This is a genomic window from Nocardia sp. NBC_01503, assembly GCF_036327755.1.
Taxonomy (GTDB): Bacteria; Actinomycetota; Actinomycetes; order Mycobacteriales; family Mycobacteriaceae; genus Nocardia.
The window spans coordinates 2934005-2950979 of the sequence record NZ_CP109596.1 but is presented as its reverse complement, the minus strand read 5'-3'; the positions used below and the strand labels follow the sequence as shown (position 1 = coordinate 2950979).

Below are 16975 nucleotides of genomic sequence, written 5' to 3'. Positions count from 1 at the left end.
TCAGAGGTCGCGCGTCCCGTCCCCCTCGAGGATGACCCGAGCCCCGAGGGGGCACCCGGGTTCACAGAGCCGGGGAGGAAGCCTGCGCCCAGAAACGCTTGGGGATACGACCCGCTCGACGAGCCAGCCAACCGGCCTGGACGGCATTGGCCATGGCGGTCGCCATCAGCACGGGCTCGCGGGCCCGGGTGACAGCCGTCGCGAGCAGCACCGCGGAGCAGCCGAGTTCCATGGCCAGGGCCGCGTCGCTGGCGGTGCCGATACCCGCGTCGAGGATGACCGGGACACCGGCGGCGGCGACGATCATCTCGATATTGTGCGGATTTCCGATGCCGAGGCCGGTGCCGATCGGCGAGCCCAGCGGCATGACGGCGGCGCAGCCGATGTCCTCGAGGCGACGGGCCAGCACCGGGTCATCGGTGGTGTACGGCAGTACCGTGAAGCCGTCGTCCACCAATTGCTCTGCGGCGCTGACCAATTCGATCGCATCCGGGAGCAGGGTGCGCTCGTCGGCGATGACCTCCAGCTTCACCCAATCGGTTTCCAGCGCCTCGCGGCCCAGCTGTGCGGTGAGCACGGCCTCGGCGGCGGTGCGGCAACCGGCGGTATTGGGCAGCGGGGCGATCTCCAAGCGCTTCAACAGATCCAGCACACCGGTACCGCCCGCGGCGTCCACCCGGCGCATGGCGACCGTGGTCAGCTCGGTGCCCGAGGCGATCAGCGCCTCCTCCAGCACGGCCAGATTGTCCGCCCCGCCGGTGCCCATGATCAACCGCGAACCGAACTCGCGACCCGCGATCACCAGCGGATCCATCCCGCTAGCCACCCTGCACCGCCGTCAGCACCTCGAGCTCCCAGCCCCGCCCGACCGGCTCATCCCAGCGCGACTTCGGAAACAGCGCACCGTCCACCGCGACCGCCACACCCTGACACGGCAGATTCAATTGCTCCAGCACCTGACGCACCGTCGGCGCCTCGGCGAATTCATGGTCCGCACCATTGACGGTGATACCAACGGGAACTGCGGTCATCGGGCTCCTCCTGGAGACTGCGGCGTAGCAGCGGCACGCCGACGGTAGTTGGCGGACAGGGCGTCCAGCTCGGCAGCGGTGAGCGAGCGGGGACCGAGCGGCGCACGACGACCGGGCGCGGTGGCGCGGACCGCACGGAGGTCGGTGCCGGAGAGCTGCTCGAACACGGCGCCGCCGGTCATCGGGCTCCCCCGGGGGGAAGCGGTGTGGGGGAAGGGTTTCGGTGGAGGCTCTCGGCCAATCTGCGACTCTCGGCGGGGGTGAGGGGGCGCGGATCGCGGCCGAAGCGGGTGGGGGTGGCGGCCCGGGCCTGCGGGAGGTCGGTGTCGGCGAGCAGTGCCAGTACGGCGTCCGCGGTGACCGGGGTGTCGAGAATTCCGTTGCGGCCGTGGCCCGTTGCCGCGATCACCCGATCGTCGAGGTACCCGATCAACGGCAGGTTGTCCGGGGAACCCGGTCTGGAACCCGCGATGGCCTCGGCGAATTCGTATTCGCCGATACCGGGCAGGATGGCTTCCGCGTCATTGATGAGGTCGCGTACCCCGGCGACGGTGACGGTGGTGTCGAAGCCCTGTTCGTATTGGGTTGCGCCGAGCACGATTCCGTCGCTGCGCGGGACCAGGTAGATGGGGCGGCCGTGCACCCGGGCACGAATCACGCCCTGCGGCGGCGGGGGCGCGCTCGGCCGCCGACGCAGCCGCAGGATCTCGCCCTTCACCGGCCGCACGGGAAGTCCGGGCCACAATTCGGCGGTGGCGGCGCCCGCCGCCAGCACGATGCGATCGTGCCGGAGCTCGCCCAGGCTTTGCGCGGATTTCGTGGACCGTTCCCCGGCAGCGCTCGATGACTCCGACGAAACCACCTGTACGGCACGGAATTCCACACCCGCGGCCACGCACGCCGCGCGCAGTGCCGTCACCAGCGCACGATTGTCCACCGCGGGTTCCGCGGCGCACAGCAGCCCGGCGCGGACCGTCCGTGCCAGCCCGGGTTCGGCGGCGCGCACTCCGGCCCGATCCAGCAGGATCGGCAACCGATCCTGAGCATCGCCGGGATCGCCGAGCAGGAACGGCACATCCTGGGTGTCCAACCAGTCCGCGATGGTGCGCAGGTCCGCGGCGTCCGCAGCGTCGAGGGCGACGGTGAGGGTGCGGGTGGCGGTGAAGAGTTCGGCACCGGTGAGCGCTCGCAGCCGGGCGGCGAAGTCGGGCCAGCGCGCCAGTGAGGCGGCGCCGAACTCCAGGGCGGCCGACTCCCCCGGCCAGCCCTCCGACAGCGGCGCGAGCATGCCGCCCGCGACCCAGGAGGCCCCCGATCCGCTCGCCGGATCGAACAGTGTGACCGTCCAGCCTTCCTCGGCGGCACGCCATGCCACCGAAAGCCCGATCACACCGCCGCCCACGACGGCCAGGGTCCGCACCGTTTCCACCTCGCACTGCATCTCTTGCGCCGCTCGTCGCGGCGCGGGGTCGAACTCATTGTGCCGCCGCACGCGGCCCGGGTCACGGGCGTCACGGCCTCGGCCCGGGTCTCCCCGGTGCCACGCCGCACGCCCGCGTACGCGGACTTCGGGGTCGACGGTCCGGCCAGGTGTGGGTCGCGTGGCCGACGCGAGCCGATCGTGGTCGCACAGGGCCGTGGATCGGGGTGCGGCGGGAATTCACCGCACCGCCCGTTTCGTCCCAACGGTAGCGCGACTAGCGTCGGGGGCGTGCAACCCTCCCACGTGAACCGGCCCGCCACCCCGCGCGAGCGATTGGCCGATGCGCGCCTGTACCTGTGCACCGATGCCCGCCGGGACAAGGGCGACCTCGCCGCCTTCGCCGACGCCGCCCTGGCCGGAGGCGTCGACATCATTCAATTGAGGGATAAGGGCTCGGCCGGTGAGAAGGAATTCGGACCGCTCGAGGCCAAGGCCGAACTCGGCGCTCTCGCCGAGTTGAAGGCCGCCGCACGCAGGCACGGGGCATTGGTGGCCTGTAATGATCGCGCCGATATCGGACTGGCCGCGGGTGTGGACGTACTGCATCTCGGCCAGGGCGATCTGCCGCCCTGGTACGCCCGCACCATCCTCGGCCCCGAGGTGGTGATCGGCCGATCCACGCACAATCGCGCACAGGCCGGGCTGGCCGCCATCGATGAGCACATCGACTACTTCTGCACCGGCCCCGTGTACGCCACCCCGACCAAGCCGGGGCGGCAGCCCGCGGGTCTGGATCTGGTGCGCTCCACCGCCGAATCGCTCACCGCCCGCCCCTGGTTCGCCATCGGCGGGATCGACGATCAGCGCCTGCCCGAGGTGCTCGCGGCCGGTGCGACCCGAATCGTGGTGGTACGGGCCATTACCGAGGCCCGCGATCCGGAATCGGCGGCGCGTGCGCTCAAGCAGCGGGTGCTGGACAACCTCGCCAACTGAGCGGTTTCAGCCCTGCGGTACCGGGTCCAGGCGGATCGGGACGCCGTTGAGGTGGGACATGCCCGCGAGGGGTTCGATATCGGCCGGATCGGTGGACATGAGTTCGTTGGGATTCACGCCACCGGCGGCATTGGCCCGCCGCCAGCCGCCGCGGTGGCCCCAGCCGTGCGGGATGGCCACCGCGCCTTCGGTCATATCCTCGGTCAGGCGGGCGGTGAGTTCTATCGAACCGTTGGCAGAGGTCACCCGGCAGCGGGAGCCGTCGGAAATGCCCGCCACCGCCGCGTCTTTGGGATTGATGCGCGCCGCCTGGACGCGGTCGCCGCGCATCAGGAGTTCGGAGTTGTGCATCCAGGAGTTGTGGGACTTCAGTTCGCGCATGCCGATCAGGCGCAGCGGGTAGGACGGGTCGACGGGAGCGGCGTTCAGGTCCCGGAGTGCGGTGCGGATTTCGTCGGGAGCCAGGTGGACTCGTTTGTCCTTGTGCTGCACCACTTCTCGCAGCACACCGGCGGTGATGGAGTCGGCCAGGACCACACCGTGCGGATGGCGGCGGAGCATCTTCAGGCTCAGGCCGCCGGGGCGCAGACCGAAGCGATCACCGTAGGGGCCGGTGCGCAGGGCCAGATCGACCAGCAGGGGCGGGGTGGGGCGCGCGGAGCGACCACCGGGGAGGCCGCGCAGGCGGCTCAGTAGGCGGCCCGCCGCCTTGGGCCCGATCACGAAGGGCTGCACGCCGATTCGGGTGGCGATGGCGTCGATGATGCGCCACTCCTCGCGCGCCTCACCGTACGGCTCCAGAACGCGCTCGGTGTACTGGGTGTACGGCGTCGGCGCGAGCGCGGTGAACGGGAGCGGGATGTCATCGCGCTCCAGGAAGGTGGTGGCGGGCAGGATGTAGTCGGCGGTGCTGTTGGAATCGTTGCGGTACAGGTCGATCGAGACGTACAGGTCCAGTTGCGCCAGGGCGGTGGACAACTCGCGTCCGTTGGGCACCGAGGAGACCGGATTGCCCGCCGAGGTGAACAGGGCGCGAAGCTGCCCGGGACCAGGCGTGGTGATCTCCTTGGCCATGATCGCGGCGGGGAAGGTGCCCAGCACATCCGGGAAATCGCCTATGCGGGAGCGATTCTTACCGTATTTGATCAGACCGAGTCGGGCATTGAGCTGGGAGACGGCCACCAGCTCCTTACCGAAGACCGAGCCGCCGGGGGTATCCAGATTTCCGGTGACAACGGCCAGTGCGTCGATGAGGAAGGCCACCAGCGTGGCGTGGCGGCCCAGGCAGGTACCGGTGCGGCCGTAGACGGCGGCGGAGTTCGCGCGCGCCAGGTCACGAGCCAGAGTGCGCACCACATCGGGTTCCAGGCCGGTCACCACGGCGGTCGACTCCGGGGTGAATCGTTCGACGGCAGCCCGTAATTCGCGCACACCGGCGGCCTGTGCGCGCAGCGCCGGCGCGTCCTCGAGCCCCTCGGCGAAGATCACCTGGAGCATGCTGGCGAGCAACCAGGCGTCACCGTCGGGCCGCACGCCGACATGCTCGAACAGGTGCGCGGTCTCGGTGCGCCGAGGATCGACCACCACCACGCGCCCGCCGCGCTTGGTGATCGCCATGAGCTTCTCCCGAATTCGCGGCACGCTCATCGCACTACCGTGCGACACAACGGGATTCGCGCCCAGCATGAGCAGGAAATCGGTGCGGTCCAGATCCGGGACCGGCACCGAGGTCAACGACCCGTACAGCAGTTCGCTCGCGACGAAGCGATTGTTGATGTCCTGCGATCCGGCCGAGTACACATGCCGCAGCCCGGCGGCGAGCTGAAAACCCACCAGCCACAACGTATGTGAGTACGAGAACGACGACGGATTGCCGAAGTACCAGCCCAGGCTCTCCCGCCCGTGAGCGGCGATGAGCGCGCGCAGCCGGGCGCCGATATCGTCCAGGGCCTCGTCCCAGGTGACCCGCTCGAATCCGTCCGGCGTGCGGCGCAACGGATACAGCACCCGATCCGGATCATTCTGAATCTCGGTGAACGCGATACCTTTCGGGCACGCGTTGCCTTTCGAGAGCGGATGCTCCTTGTCCGCCCGCAGCCGCACCAGTTTCCCGTCCTCGACGGTGGCGATCAGCCCGCAGAGCGGTTCGCAGATTCGACAGTACGTGGGGATCTCACGCTGGCTCACGCCCTCAAGACAACACCTGAGCCAGGGTGAGGTACAACACATTTCCGGCCATATCCGTGGTCAACTCGGCCTCCCCGATACGGGCCGCGCGGGCATCGCCATTGCCGTCCGAGCACAGCCAGAGGAACTCCGCGCCGGGTATCTCCAGGGTGCGTGGCAATGCGGCCGCCACCGTCTCGGGATCCGCCAGACCGTCCAGACTGACCCGCGCGGGGGTCGCGCGCAGCAGCGGCCAGGCGGCGGCGAAACCGGGATGCAGTGGGCGGGCATCGACCTCGGTCTCGGGTACCCACGCCAATTCGGTGCTCTCCGGATTCCCCCGAGTGCGCAATCGGGTGACCGCGTCGGCGATGACCGTGGTGTATGTCCAGCCGCTGGCCGCGGTGGCGGTCACCCGCTGTGCCCGCACCCGGATGGATCCGGCGACGATGCCCGCCTCCTCCTCGGCCTCGCGGACGGCGGCGCGCACGCTCGACTCGTGTGAATCCCGGGCACCGCCGGGCAGCGCCCAGGTGCCGCCCTGATGACTCCACGCCGAGCGATGCTGCAGCAGCACCGCCGACCCGCCATCGGCGAGCGGGGCGCGCAGCAACAGTCCGGCAGCTCCGAAACGACCCCACTGGCGGGTGCCATCGGGGCTCTCCGCCCAGCCGTCGCCGTCACCACGCATACTTTCGATCCCATCCTCGGACCGCGCCGCACAGACCTCCGGGTGTTCCCGCGTCACGGCACAGGTACGTCCACAATAAGCTCATTCGACATCGACAAGTCGATCGTCCGGTTTCGGTCAGTGGGAGGTGAAATGGTTCGCACCGAGCAGTTGCGGCTCGACGAGCTGTCCCCTCGAGCTGCCGCCGCAGCGGTGCGGGAACGGCTCTCGAGCACCGAGATGCGCCTGTTCGCGCACTCCTCACCGGCCAAATTGATTGCCGTCGGATTGGTTTTGCTGGGTATGTGCCTGGCCGCCGGGGTGGTCACCGCGAGCGCGGTGAACGACCGGCAGCACGCCCTGGACGTGCTTTTGGATCAGGCCGAGCCGGATGCGTACTCGGCGCAGCGGCTGTACACCTCGCTGTCGGTGGCCGACGCCTCGGCCGGTACCGCGTTCATCTCCGGCGGGCTGGAGCCCAAGGCCGTGCGCGACCGCTACAACCAGGCGGTCGGCGAGGCGGCGGCGGAGCTGGTCACCCAGTCCAATCGCAGCGGCGGCGACGCCGATACCCATCTGCGCACCGGCATATCCACCGGCCTGCCGGTCTACTGCGGCATTGTGGAGACCGCGCGGGCCGACAATCGCAGTGGACTGCCGCTCGGCGCCGCCTATCTCAGCGAGGCGTCCAATCTCATGCAGGGCACCGTGCTGCCCATGGCGCAGGAGTTGCAGGAGCATCGCTCGGCCGCCATCACCGCCACCCAGCGCAATCATGTGCGGCCGCCGTGGTCCGCCATCGTGACCCCGCTGCTGGCGGTCGCGGCGCTGATCGCGGCGCAGCTTTTCCTGTCCCGGCGCTGGCATCGGGTGCTCAATCCCGGCCTGCTGCTGGCCACCGGAACCATGGTGGTGCTGCTCGGCTGGACCGTGGTCGCCGGATTCATCTCCGCCGTGGACACCACCGACTCCCGCGACAGCGGCAGCGTCCCCACCGCGGCGCTCACCGAGAGCCGCATCCTGGCCCAGCAGGCCCGCACCGCCGAAACCCTGAAACTGGTGCGGCGCGATACCAGTACCGAATACGACAACACCTATGACAAGGCCACCGACCGACTGCGCGATATCTTCGCCGCCTATGGCGGGGACGCCCCGGGTGCGGGCGAGGTGAAGACCGCGAGCGCCGCACTGGATCGCTGGCGAGCCGCGCATCAGCGGATGAACGACGCGCTCTCCAAGGGCGATTTCATCGGTGCGGGCGCGGTCGCCACCGGTCCGGGCGCGAACGAGGCTTCCGCACAGGTGGACGCCCTGGACCGCGCGCTGGGCAGTGGCATCACCGACACCCGGAACGAACTGCGCAGCAACACCTCCCACGCCGCCCGCACCCTGGACCTGCTGGCGCCGGGCGCACTGGTGTTGAGCACCGCGGCGGCCGTACTGGTGGCGGCGGGTCTGTGGCCGCGACTACGGGAGTACCGATGAACCGCGACCTGATTCGACTACTACCCGCCACCGTGGCGGGGGTCCTCGCGCTGGCGCTCGCCGGCTGCGCGGACGGGGACGCGCCCGCACCGCAGTCGACCCGGGTGCCGAGCTATGTCGAACCGCCACTGCCCTCGGGAGCCATTACCGCACAGGCGAACGCACCCCTGCCGCCCGCCGCGGTGAACTGCGGGGATCCGACCGCGAGCCTGCGCCCGGGCGGCGGTGCGAGCACACCGAATATCGATGCCATCCGCTCGCGCGGGCGACTGCTCGTCGGACTCGATCCGGGCAGCAATCTCTTCAGCTTCCGCGATCCGACCACCGGCACGCTGGACGGATTCGATGTGGATATCGCCCGGGAGCTGGCGCGCGATCTGCTCGGGAATCCCGACTCCGTCGAATACCGGATTCTCGGTTCGGCGGATCGCGAGAAGGCCCTGCAGGAGCACACCGTGGATGTCGTGGTGAAGACCATGACCATCAACTGCGAACGGCGGCAACGGGTTACCTTCTCCACCTCGTACCTGCAGGCGCATCAGCGGGTGCTGACCGTCCGCGACTCCGGCATCAACGGACTCGCCGATCTGGCGGGCAAACGGGTGTGCGTGGTGCCCGGCACCACCTCGCTGGATCTGGTTCGCATCCAACAGCCCGCGGTCTCGATTCTCACGGTGCCCAGCTGGGCGGATTGCCTGGTGGTATTGCAGCAGCGGCAGGTCGACGCCGTCAGCACCGATGACACCGTGCTGGCGGGCCTGGCGGTACAGGATCCGGCCACCGAGGTGGTTGGTCCGAATCTGAGCACCGAGCAGTACGGCATCGGCATCTCACAGGGCTCGGACGATCTGGTGCGCTTCGTCAACGGCACCCTGGAGCGCATTCGCACCGACGGCAGCTGGAACCGCTTCTATCACCGTTGGCTGGCAGCCGAACTCGGTGATGCCGCCATCCCGCCGCAGCCCAGGTACCAGGACTGAGATGACGGATCCCGAGGAACCGGACGCCACCCGCGCCACCGAGCGGGTGGGCGACGACGGCCCGCCGACCCAGGTCACCGAACGCTTCGAGCAGGGCGACGAAGGACCCATCACACAGGCGACCGAACATCCCGCCGCGCCCGAATCCAGCGAATCCACCGGCGCGCAGGGGAATTCGGGCAGTTCCGAGGGCGAGGTGCGCACACCCACCCGGCCCTCGCAGCGGACCGCGCGCATGTCCCGGCCGCGACCGGTGGTGCGGCGACTCGGCGCGGGACTGGTGCCCATTCCCGCCGTGGAACCGGTCGACCCGGAGGCGGAGGTGCTCGCCGATCCGGTGGTGGCCGAGGGGCGCAGATTCTGCTGGCGCTGCGGGAAACCGGTCGGCCGCGCCACCGCCGCGCATCCGGCGGCCACCGCGGGCACCTGCGAAACCTGCGGTGCGCCTTACGATTTCCGGCCGTCACTGCATCAGGGCGATCGGGTGGCCGGACAGTACGAGATCCAGGGCTGTATCGCGCACGGTGGACTCGGCTGGATCTACCTGGCCATCGACCGCAATGTCAGCGATCGCTGGGTGGTGCTCAAGGGCCTGCTGCACGCCGGTGACGCCGAGGCGCAGGCGGTGGCCGTGGCGGAGCGGCAATTCCTCGCCGAGGTCGTGCATCCGAGCATCGTCAAGATCCACAACTTCGTCGAGCATCCGGGCGCGGACGGCTCCCCCGTCGGCTACATCGTCATGGAGTACGTCGGCGGTCACTCCCTGCGCGATCTACTCGAACAGCATGTGCGCCCGGAGCGGATGCCGATCGCCGAGGCCATCGCCTACGTGCTGGAAATCCTTCCGGCACTGGACTATCTGCACTCGGTGGGCTTGGCCTACAACGATCTCAAACCGGACAACATCATGGTCACCACCGATCGGGTGGAGCTCATCGACCTGGGTGCGACCGCCCCCTTCGAGGCGTACGGAAACCTCTACGGCACCAGGGGTTTTCAGGCTCCGGAGATTCCGCAGACCGGACCCACCATCGCCTCCGACATCTATACGGTCGGGCGCACCCTGGCCGTGCTCACGCTGAATCTGCCGATGGCGAAGGGCGCGTACCGTGAGGGCATTCCGGCGGCCGAGGATCAGCCGGTACTGGCCCGGCACGAGTTCTTCCACCGGCTGCTGCTGCGCGCCACCGATCCCGTCCCGGACCGCCGCTTCGCCTCGGCGCGACTGCTCGGCGGTCAGCTCACCGGCGTACTGCGCGAGATTCTCGCGGTCGAGACCGGTAAAGAACATCCGCAGCTGTCAACGCTTTTCAGCCCCCCGCGCACCAGCTTCGGCACCGAGGAGTTCGTGGCGCAGACCGACGGCATCATCGACGGCATCAATCGCGGCACCCTGTTGAGTCCGCGCGCCGTGGTGGCCGCGCTACCGGTACCGCTGGTCGATCCGACCGATGCGTCCGCACCGCTGCTGGCGGGCGCGGCACATCCCGAGGCCCGGCACGCCCTCGACGAACTGCGGCACGCCCGCCAGCGCGCGGCGGCCGAACCCGGCGGCGCGCCGGAGACTTTCGAGCTGGAGGTCACCCTCGCCGAGGCCCGTGCCCACCTCGATCTGGAGCAACCGGCCGCCGCCCGCATGCTGCTGCGGCGGCTCACCGGAACCGACGAGCCGCCCTCCGAGGACTGGCGCGCCGACTGGTATCTCGGCATGGCCGAACTGCTGGAACAGGATTACGAGCGCGCGTTCGCCCGCTTCGACGCCGTCCTGGAGGCCATTCCGGGCGAGATCGCGCCCAAACTCGCGCTCGCCGCCACCGCGGAGCTCATTCTGCAGCACTGGGATTCACCGGAGCCCGAGGAGTGGCGGGCCTACGCCGAGAAGTACTACGCCACCGTCTGGCGCACCGACCGCGGCGTGGTCAGCGCCGCCTTCGGCCTGGCCCGGCAACTGGCCGCCGCCGGTCGCACCGCGGACGCCGTACACGCGCTCGACGAGGTACCGCCCGCCTCCCGGCACTACTCCGAGGCTCGGATGACAGCGGTGCTCATACTGCTCACCAGCGCTCCCGTCGAGGCGCTCGAGGAGGCCACGCTGTATCTGGCCGCGGTACGGGTGCAGGCGCTACCGCCCGGCGAGAGCCGCACCGCACAACTGCGCATCCTGGTGCTGGGCACCGCGCTGGGCTGGTTGCAGGCCGGACACACCCCGAAATCCGTTGCCGCCGAGCTATTCGGAGCGCAGTTCAACGAACGTGAGCTGCGGCGCGGTATCGAGACCGGTCTGCGCGGGCTGGCGCGATCGGCTCCCGGCCGCACCCATCGCTACGCACTCGTCGACCTGGCCAACGCGGTGCGGGCCAAATCCTGGTTCTGACACCGGAAATCCCGGTGCCGCAGCTGTCCTTCGGGGGCAGCCGAGAGGTAGCAGGAACTGGCGAGGGAGGGTCAGTACCTACCGCGGCTGTGCGTATGCGACACGGGTTCCGGGGTCCCTTCGGGAGTGGATCCGAGTACCACTCCGGCAGGGCCATCGTGATGTTTTCGTGAAGCCGTGCGGCGCGGGTCAACCGACCAGACGGGCGGCCGCGCGCGCGATGGCGAGCTCCTCGTTGGTGGGCACCACCAACACGGCCACCTCCGCGCCCTCGGGCGAGATGTACCGGGCGGAGCGATCTTTCGCGGTATTGCGCGCCGGATCGACCCGAATACCGAAGCGCTCCAGCTCGGCCAGCGCCGCCGCCCGGACCTTGGCGTCGTTCTCGCCCACACCGGCGGTGAAGGTGATGGCATCCACCCGGCCCAGCTCCACCAGGTACGCGCCGATATAGCGGCGCAGGCGGTGGATGTAGACATCGAAGGCCAGTTGTGCGGCGGCATCACCGGTTTCGATGAGACGGCCGAGTTCGCGGAAGTCGTTCACACCGGCCAGGCCCTTGATACCGGATTGCCGGTTGAGCAGGGCATCCACATCGTCCACATCCATATCCGCGGTGCGGATCAGGTGGAAGATGATCCCGGGATCCAGATCACCGGAGCGGGTTCCCATGACCAGACCCTCGAGCGGGGTCAGGCCCATCGTGGTGTCCACCGCCTTACCGCCGCGAATGGCGGAGGCGGAGGCGCCGTTACCCAGGTGCAGCACAATCTGATTCAGCTCGGCGCGATCCCGGCCCAGGAATTCGGCGACCTGCCCGGAGACGTACTCGTGCGAGGTGCCGTGGAAGCCGTACCGCCGGACACCATGTGCGGCCGCGACTTTCGCGTCGATGGCGTAGGTCTTGGCGGCGGCGGGCAAGCCGTGGAAGAACGCGGTATCGAAGACCGCCACCTGCGGAACATCCGGTAGCAGTTCGCGGGCGCTCTCGATACCCACCACATTGGCCGGATTATGCAGTGGCGCGAGCGCGGACAGCTGCGAGATGGCCTCGAGCACCTCATCGGTGACGAGTGTCGGCTCGTAGAACACCTCACCGCCGTGCACCACCCGGTGCCCGACCGCGCGCAGGCCCGCATCGGCCAGATCATGCCCGCTCTCGGCGAAGAGGTCGAAGACCAGGCGCAGTCCGGCGGCGTGATCGGGCACCTCACCGTCGTGCTCGTAAGTCTTTCCGTCACTCTGATGTTCGATACTCGGCGAGCCCTCGGCGACGGGTTCGCCGATCCGCTGCACCACCCCGGCGGCGACCACCTGCGCCGAATCCGGATCCAGCAGCTGGTATTTGATCGAAGACGATCCGGAGTTGATCACCAGGACCTTCACTTCGCTGTCTCCTTTCCGCATGAGCGAGGGCCTTGCGTGGTTACACAAGCTGCCGCCTCCAGGCCTGACTCGATCATGCGGTCTGCTGCGCCTGAATGGCCGTGATGGCAACGGTATTGACGATATCGGCGACCAGCGCGCCGCGCGAGAGATCGTTCACGGGCTTACGCAGGCCCTGCAATACCGGGCCGATGGCCACGGCGCCGGCACTGCGCTGCACCGCCTTATAGGTGTTGTTACCGGTATTGAGGTCCGGGAAGATGAAGACCGTCGCCTGCCCGGCCACCGCCGAATCCGGCATTTTGGTACGCGCCACCGTCGGCTCGATGGCGGCGTCGTACTGGATCGGACCCTCCACCAGCAGCTCCGGTTCCCGCTCGTGTACGAGTTTGGTTGCGGTGCGCACCTTTTCGACATCCACGCCGGAGCCGGATACACCGGTCGAGTAGGACAGCATGGCCACCCGCGGATCGATGCCGAACTGGGCGGCCGTGCGCGCGGACGAGATCGCGATATCGGCCAGTTGCTCGGAGGTCGGATCCGGGACCACCGCGCAGTCACCGTAGGCCAGCACCCGATCCGCCAGGCACATGAGGAACACGCTGGAGACGGTGGCGACCCCCGGCATGGTCTTGATGATCTCGAACGAGGGCCGGATGGTGTGCGCGGTGGTGTGCGCGGCGCCCGACACCATGCCGTCGGCGACACCCATATGCACCATCATGGTGCCGAAATACGAGATGTCACCGAGGTATTCGCGGGCGCGGTCCACCGTCATACCCTTGTGCGCGCGTAGCCGGGCATACTCCTGCGCGAACTCGTCGCGCAGCGGACAGGTCTTGGGATCGAGCACCTCGGCGGCCTCGATATCCACCCCGAGTTCGGCGGCGCGACCGCGCACGGCCGCCTCGTCACCGAGAATGGTGAGATCGGCGATCTTGCGCTGCAATACCCTTCCGGCGGCCCGCAGAATACGGTCGTCATCACCCTCCGGGAGCACGATGCGCTTGCGGTCCGAACGGGCGCGCTCGATGAGCTGATACTCGAACATCTGCGGGGTCACGATATTCGGAATCGGAATCTCGATCTGCTGCAACAGCTCTCGCGCGTTCACCCGCTCCTCCATGAGCGCGAGCGCGGTATCCACCTTGCGGATACTGGAGAGCGAGACCCGGCCGCGGGTGCGCGCCGCGGCCTTGGCGGTGGCGAAGGTACCCAGCGCGGTCGAGAGAATCGGCAGCTTGGGCTTGAGCCCCGCCATCAGTCGGGCGATCGACGGCGCGGGCTGCATATCGCCGTTCATGATGATGCCCGCCAGTGACGGAAAACCCTCCGCCTCATGGGCATTCACCAGGGCGAGCAGCACATCGGAGCGATCACCGGGGGTGATGACCGCGACGCCGTCGGTGAGCCGCTCCAGAATATGCTCGGTGGTCATTCCGCCGATGATCACGCTGAGGGCTTCGCGCTGGAGCAATTCCGGGTCGCCACTGTAGATTTCGCCGTCGATGGCCTGGCACAGCTCATCCATGGTGGGGGCCTGCAGCAGCGGCACCTCGGGCAGCGTCCAGGACGGCACGGCGACGGCCTTCGCCAATGCGGCGGTATCGGCCTCGATCTGATCGGGATCGCAGCGGTTGGCGATCACCGCGACCAGTTTGGCGTGCTCGGCCACCAATTCGGTGCGGCACAACTCCACCAGCTGCGCCAGTTCGGTCGGCGTGCGCTCGGCGCCGCGCACCACCAGCAGAACGGGCGCACCGAGATTCACCGCTATGCGGGCATTGAAACGCAGCTCGCTGGGGCTGGCGACATCGGTGTAATCACTGCCCAGAATGAGCACGGCATCGCACTGTTTGGCCATGGCGTGATAGCGCATGACGATCTCGCTGATGGCGGCGTCCGGATCGGCGTGCACCTGTTCGTAGGTGACGCCGATCGACTGGTCGTAATCGTCGTCGGCGGTGGAGTGCTCGAGGAGCAGCTCCAGGATGTAATCGCGTTCGGTCGCCGAGCGCGTAATGGGCCGGAACACCCCGACTCGCGGTGTCGTCGCGGCGAGCGCCTGCAGGACGCCCAGGGCCACGGTGGACTTGCCGGTGTCGCCCTCGGGCGACGCGATGTACACACTGGAAACCGGTGAGGCAGCCATAGTCCGAGAGCCTACCGACCGGTGTCTAATTTGCCCTCCGCTGCGCTGCGGGCGGGCGCTGTATCTTCTGCCCTCCGCTTCGCTGCGGGCGGGTTCGCGACTGTGTTTTCTGCCCTCCGCTTCGCTTCGGGCGGGTTCGCGGCCCTGAAGTCCCGGTTCTTCCCTCCCTCCGCTCCTCCGCTTCGCTCCCCCGCTCCACTCAGTCCAGAACCGGGACGGCCGCGAACCTTGAATGTGTGGTTTACAGGGCGCGCAATCTGGGGGCCAGGTCCCGCTTGAAGAGGTCCAGGAAGCGCGGTTGGTCGTGGCCGGGGGCATGGAAGACGAGGTGGTTCAGGCCCGCGTCCAGGTACGGCTTGATCAGCTCCACGGCCTGGTCCGGATCGCTGGCGACAATCCAGCGCTTGGCGATCTGCTCGATCGGCAGCGCGTCCGCGGCGGCCTCCATCTCGATCGGATCGGTAATGGAGTGCTTCTGCTCGGCGGTCAGCGAGAGCGGGGCCCAGAAGCGCGTATTCTCCAGCGCCAGTTCGGGATCGGTGTCGTAGGAGATCTTGATCTCGATCATCCGATCGATGTCCTCGACGGTGCGGCCGACCTTCGCCGCGCCCTCCGCGACCGCGGGCATGAGCTTCTCGGTGTAGAGGTCCATACCCTTGCCGGAGGTACAGATGAAACCGTCGCCCGCGCGACCCGCGTACCGGGCCACCAGCGGACCACCGGCCGCGATGTACACCGGGATACCGCCCTTGGGCACGTCGTAGATGGACGCGCCGACGGTCCGGTAGTACTCGCCGTCGAAGTCGACGCGATCACCCGTCCACAGCGCGCGCATCAGATCCACCGATTCGCGCAGGCGCGCGAAACGCTCCTTGAACTCCGGCCATTCGCCCTGGTAGCCGGTGGCGATCTCGTTCAGCGCCTCACCGGAGCCGACGCCCAGCATGACGCGCTCCGGGTACAGGCAGCCCATGGTGGCGAAGGCCTGTGCGATCACCGCGGGGTTGTAGCGGAAGGTCGGGGTCAGCACCGAGGTGCCCAGCATGATGCGCTCGGTGCGCTCGCCCACCGCGGCCATCCAGGCGAGCGAGAACGGGGCGTGCCCGCCATTGTGCCGCCACGGCTGGAAGTGATCGCTCACCGTCGCGCTGTCCATACCGTGCTGTTCGGCCGCCACCGCGATCTCCACCAGTTCCCTGGGGCCGAACTGCTCCGCGGACGCCTTGTATCCGAGCTTGAGGTCCTTCACCGCGCCACTCCTGTCGCCTTGTTGCGCTTGGGTTGTGCGGGTCAACCTCCCGCACTGCCGTCCGGACATGTGCCCGATTCACGGCTTACTTCGCACCCTAGTCAGCGATGTGGCGGGGGTCGCACCCACATCGGCGAACCGGGGTGTGACCGCTGGTATTCCGCGAGCGGCGTTCCGGTGGACGGTGTACGAACCGACCAGATGGTAGGACGAATTGACCCTCTTGCCACCCAACGCGCGTCCGATAGCGGACAATTGCCTCCGTGACCTCTATCGAAGAACCGATCCTGTCCTATCTCACCGACATGGACGGCGTCCTCGTGCACGAGAACCACATGGTGCCGGGCGCGGACCAATTCCTGGCCGAACTGCGCGACAACAACATTCCCTTCCTGGTGTTGACGAACAATTCGATCTACACCGCGCGTGATCTCCAGGCGCGGCTGCGACACACCGGCCTCGACATTCCCGTCGAATCCATCTGGACCTCGGCGCTGGCCACCGCGACCTTCCTCCGGGATCAGCGGCCCAATGGAACCGCCTATGTCGTAGGCGAATCCGGGCTCACCACCGCACTGCACGAAATCGGCTACGTCCTCACCGACAGCGATCCGGACTACGTGGTGCTCGGCGAAACCCGGACCTACTCGTTCGAAGCCATCACCACCGCCATTCGCCTGATCTCGGCGGGCGCGCGCTTCATCGCCACCAACCCGGACCCGACCGGACCGTCCCGCGAGGGCATCCTGCCGGCCACCGGTTCGGTCGCGGCGCTCATCACCCGCGCCACCGGCAAGGAGCCGTACTACGTGGGCAAGCCCAATCCGCTCATGATGCGGTCGGCACTGCGCCGGATCAACGCGCATTCGCAGTCCACCGTCATGATCGGCGACCGGATGGACACCGATGTCATCTCCGGTCTGGAGGCGGGTATGCGCACCATTCTGGTGACCACCGGCATCTCCACCCAGGCCACCGTCGAGCAGTACCCATACCGCCCGACCGCCATTCTGCACTCGGTGGCGGAACTGGTCGGCAAGACCAAGGCACCGTTCGACCTCTGAAA

14 protein-coding genes are annotated in these 16975 nt (G+C 68.3%); 5 read left to right on the top strand and 9 right to left on the bottom strand.

Annotated elements, in window-relative coordinates:
- Nucleotides 1-61: 61 nt before the first annotated feature.
- The 4 genes from OHB26_RS13210 to thiO are packed head-to-tail and all read right to left on the bottom strand — an operon-like array spanning nucleotide 62 to nucleotide 2451.
- Complete coding sequence (locus OHB26_RS13210; protein ID WP_330184459.1) at nucleotides 62-814, bottom strand: thiazole synthase; 753 nt, start codon at nucleotides 812-814, stop codon at nucleotides 62-64.
- A 4-nt stretch (nucleotides 815-818) separates the two neighbouring features.
- On the bottom strand, nucleotides 819-1031 hold the full coding sequence (gene thiS, locus OHB26_RS13205) for a sulfur carrier protein ThiS (protein ID WP_067571380.1): 213 nt from the start codon (nucleotides 1029-1031) through the stop codon (nucleotides 819-821).
- Nucleotides 1028-1213, bottom strand: a complete 186-nt coding sequence (locus tag OHB26_RS13200) for a hypothetical protein (RefSeq protein WP_330184458.1) — start codon at nucleotides 1211-1213, stop codon at nucleotides 1028-1030. Before OHB26_RS13200 ends, thiS begins: the two co-directional genes overlap by 4 nt.
- Nucleotides 1210-2451 carry a glycine oxidase ThiO gene (thiO, locus tag OHB26_RS13195; RefSeq protein WP_330184457.1) on the bottom strand — a complete coding sequence of 414 codons (1242 nt, stop codon included), beginning with the start codon at nucleotides 2449-2451 and terminating at the stop codon, nucleotides 1210-1212. The genes OHB26_RS13200 and thiO overlap by 4 nt, the downstream gene beginning before the upstream one ends.
- A 291-nt stretch (nucleotides 2452-2742) precedes the next feature.
- On the opposite strand from thiO, the gene thiE reads away from it, so the two are divergent.
- Nucleotides 2743-3447, top strand: coding sequence for a thiamine phosphate synthase (gene thiE, locus OHB26_RS13190; RefSeq protein ID WP_330184456.1), 705 nt, complete (start codon nucleotides 2743-2745; stop codon nucleotides 3445-3447).
- Nucleotides 3448-3453: 6 nt separating this feature from the next.
- On the opposite strand, the gene OHB26_RS13185 is transcribed toward thiE, so the two are convergent.
- Both OHB26_RS13185 and OHB26_RS13180 read right to left on the bottom strand, forming a co-directional pair.
- A complete protein-coding gene (locus OHB26_RS13185; RefSeq protein ID WP_330184455.1) occupies nucleotides 3454-5634 on the bottom strand; it encodes a molybdopterin-dependent oxidoreductase in 2181 nt (726 codons plus the stop codon).
- A gap of 4 nt (nucleotides 5635-5638) precedes the next feature.
- Nucleotides 5639-6304 carry an NUDIX domain-containing protein gene (locus OHB26_RS13180; RefSeq protein WP_330184454.1) on the bottom strand — a complete coding sequence of 222 codons (666 nt, stop codon included), beginning with the start codon at nucleotides 6302-6304 and terminating at the stop codon, nucleotides 5639-5641.
- Nucleotides 6305-6436: 132 nt separating this feature from the next.
- Between OHB26_RS13180 and OHB26_RS13175 the strand changes: the two genes are divergently transcribed.
- Genes OHB26_RS13175 through OHB26_RS13165 form a run of 3 tightly spaced genes read left to right on the top strand, consistent with a single transcriptional unit; the run spans nucleotide 6437 to nucleotide 11122 of the window.
- On the top strand, nucleotides 6437-7768 hold the full coding sequence (locus tag OHB26_RS13175; RefSeq protein ID WP_330184453.1) for a hypothetical protein: 1332 nt from the start codon (nucleotides 6437-6439) through the stop codon (nucleotides 7766-7768).
- Nucleotides 7765-8748 (top strand): glutamate ABC transporter substrate-binding protein, encoded by a 984-nt coding sequence (locus tag OHB26_RS13170; RefSeq protein ID WP_330184452.1) that lies wholly within the window; start codon nucleotides 7765-7767, stop codon nucleotides 8746-8748. The genes OHB26_RS13175 and OHB26_RS13170 overlap by 4 nt, the downstream gene beginning before the upstream one ends.
- A complete protein-coding gene (locus OHB26_RS13165; RefSeq protein WP_330185626.1) occupies nucleotides 8711-11122 on the top strand; it encodes a serine/threonine-protein kinase in 2412 nt (803 codons plus the stop codon). The genes OHB26_RS13170 and OHB26_RS13165 overlap by 38 nt, the downstream gene beginning before the upstream one ends.
- 189 nt (nucleotides 11123-11311) lie before the next feature.
- Here OHB26_RS13165 and OHB26_RS13160 read toward each other — a convergent pair whose 3' ends face one another.
- The 3 genes from OHB26_RS13160 to fgd form a co-directional block, all read right to left on the bottom strand.
- Nucleotides 11312-12529 carry an acetate kinase gene (locus tag OHB26_RS13160; RefSeq protein ID WP_330184451.1) on the bottom strand — a complete coding sequence of 406 codons (1218 nt, stop codon included), beginning with the start codon at nucleotides 12527-12529 and terminating at the stop codon, nucleotides 11312-11314.
- A 52-nt stretch (nucleotides 12530-12581) separates the two neighbouring features.
- Nucleotides 12582-14660: a phosphate acetyltransferase gene (gene pta / locus OHB26_RS13155; RefSeq protein ID WP_330184450.1), complete on the bottom strand. Its 2079-nt coding sequence runs from the start codon at nucleotides 14658-14660 to the stop codon at nucleotides 12582-12584.
- A 241-nt stretch (nucleotides 14661-14901) separates the two neighbouring features.
- A complete protein-coding gene (gene fgd / locus OHB26_RS13150) occupies nucleotides 14902-15909 on the bottom strand; it encodes a glucose-6-phosphate dehydrogenase (coenzyme-F420) (RefSeq protein WP_330184449.1) in 1008 nt (335 codons plus the stop codon).
- A 305-nt stretch (nucleotides 15910-16214) separates the two neighbouring features.
- Between fgd and OHB26_RS13145 the strand changes: the two genes are divergently transcribed.
- Complete coding sequence (locus OHB26_RS13145) at nucleotides 16215-16973, top strand: HAD-IIA family hydrolase (protein WP_330185625.1); 759 nt, start codon at nucleotides 16215-16217, stop codon at nucleotides 16971-16973.
- Nucleotides 16974-16975 lie beyond the last annotated feature (2 nt).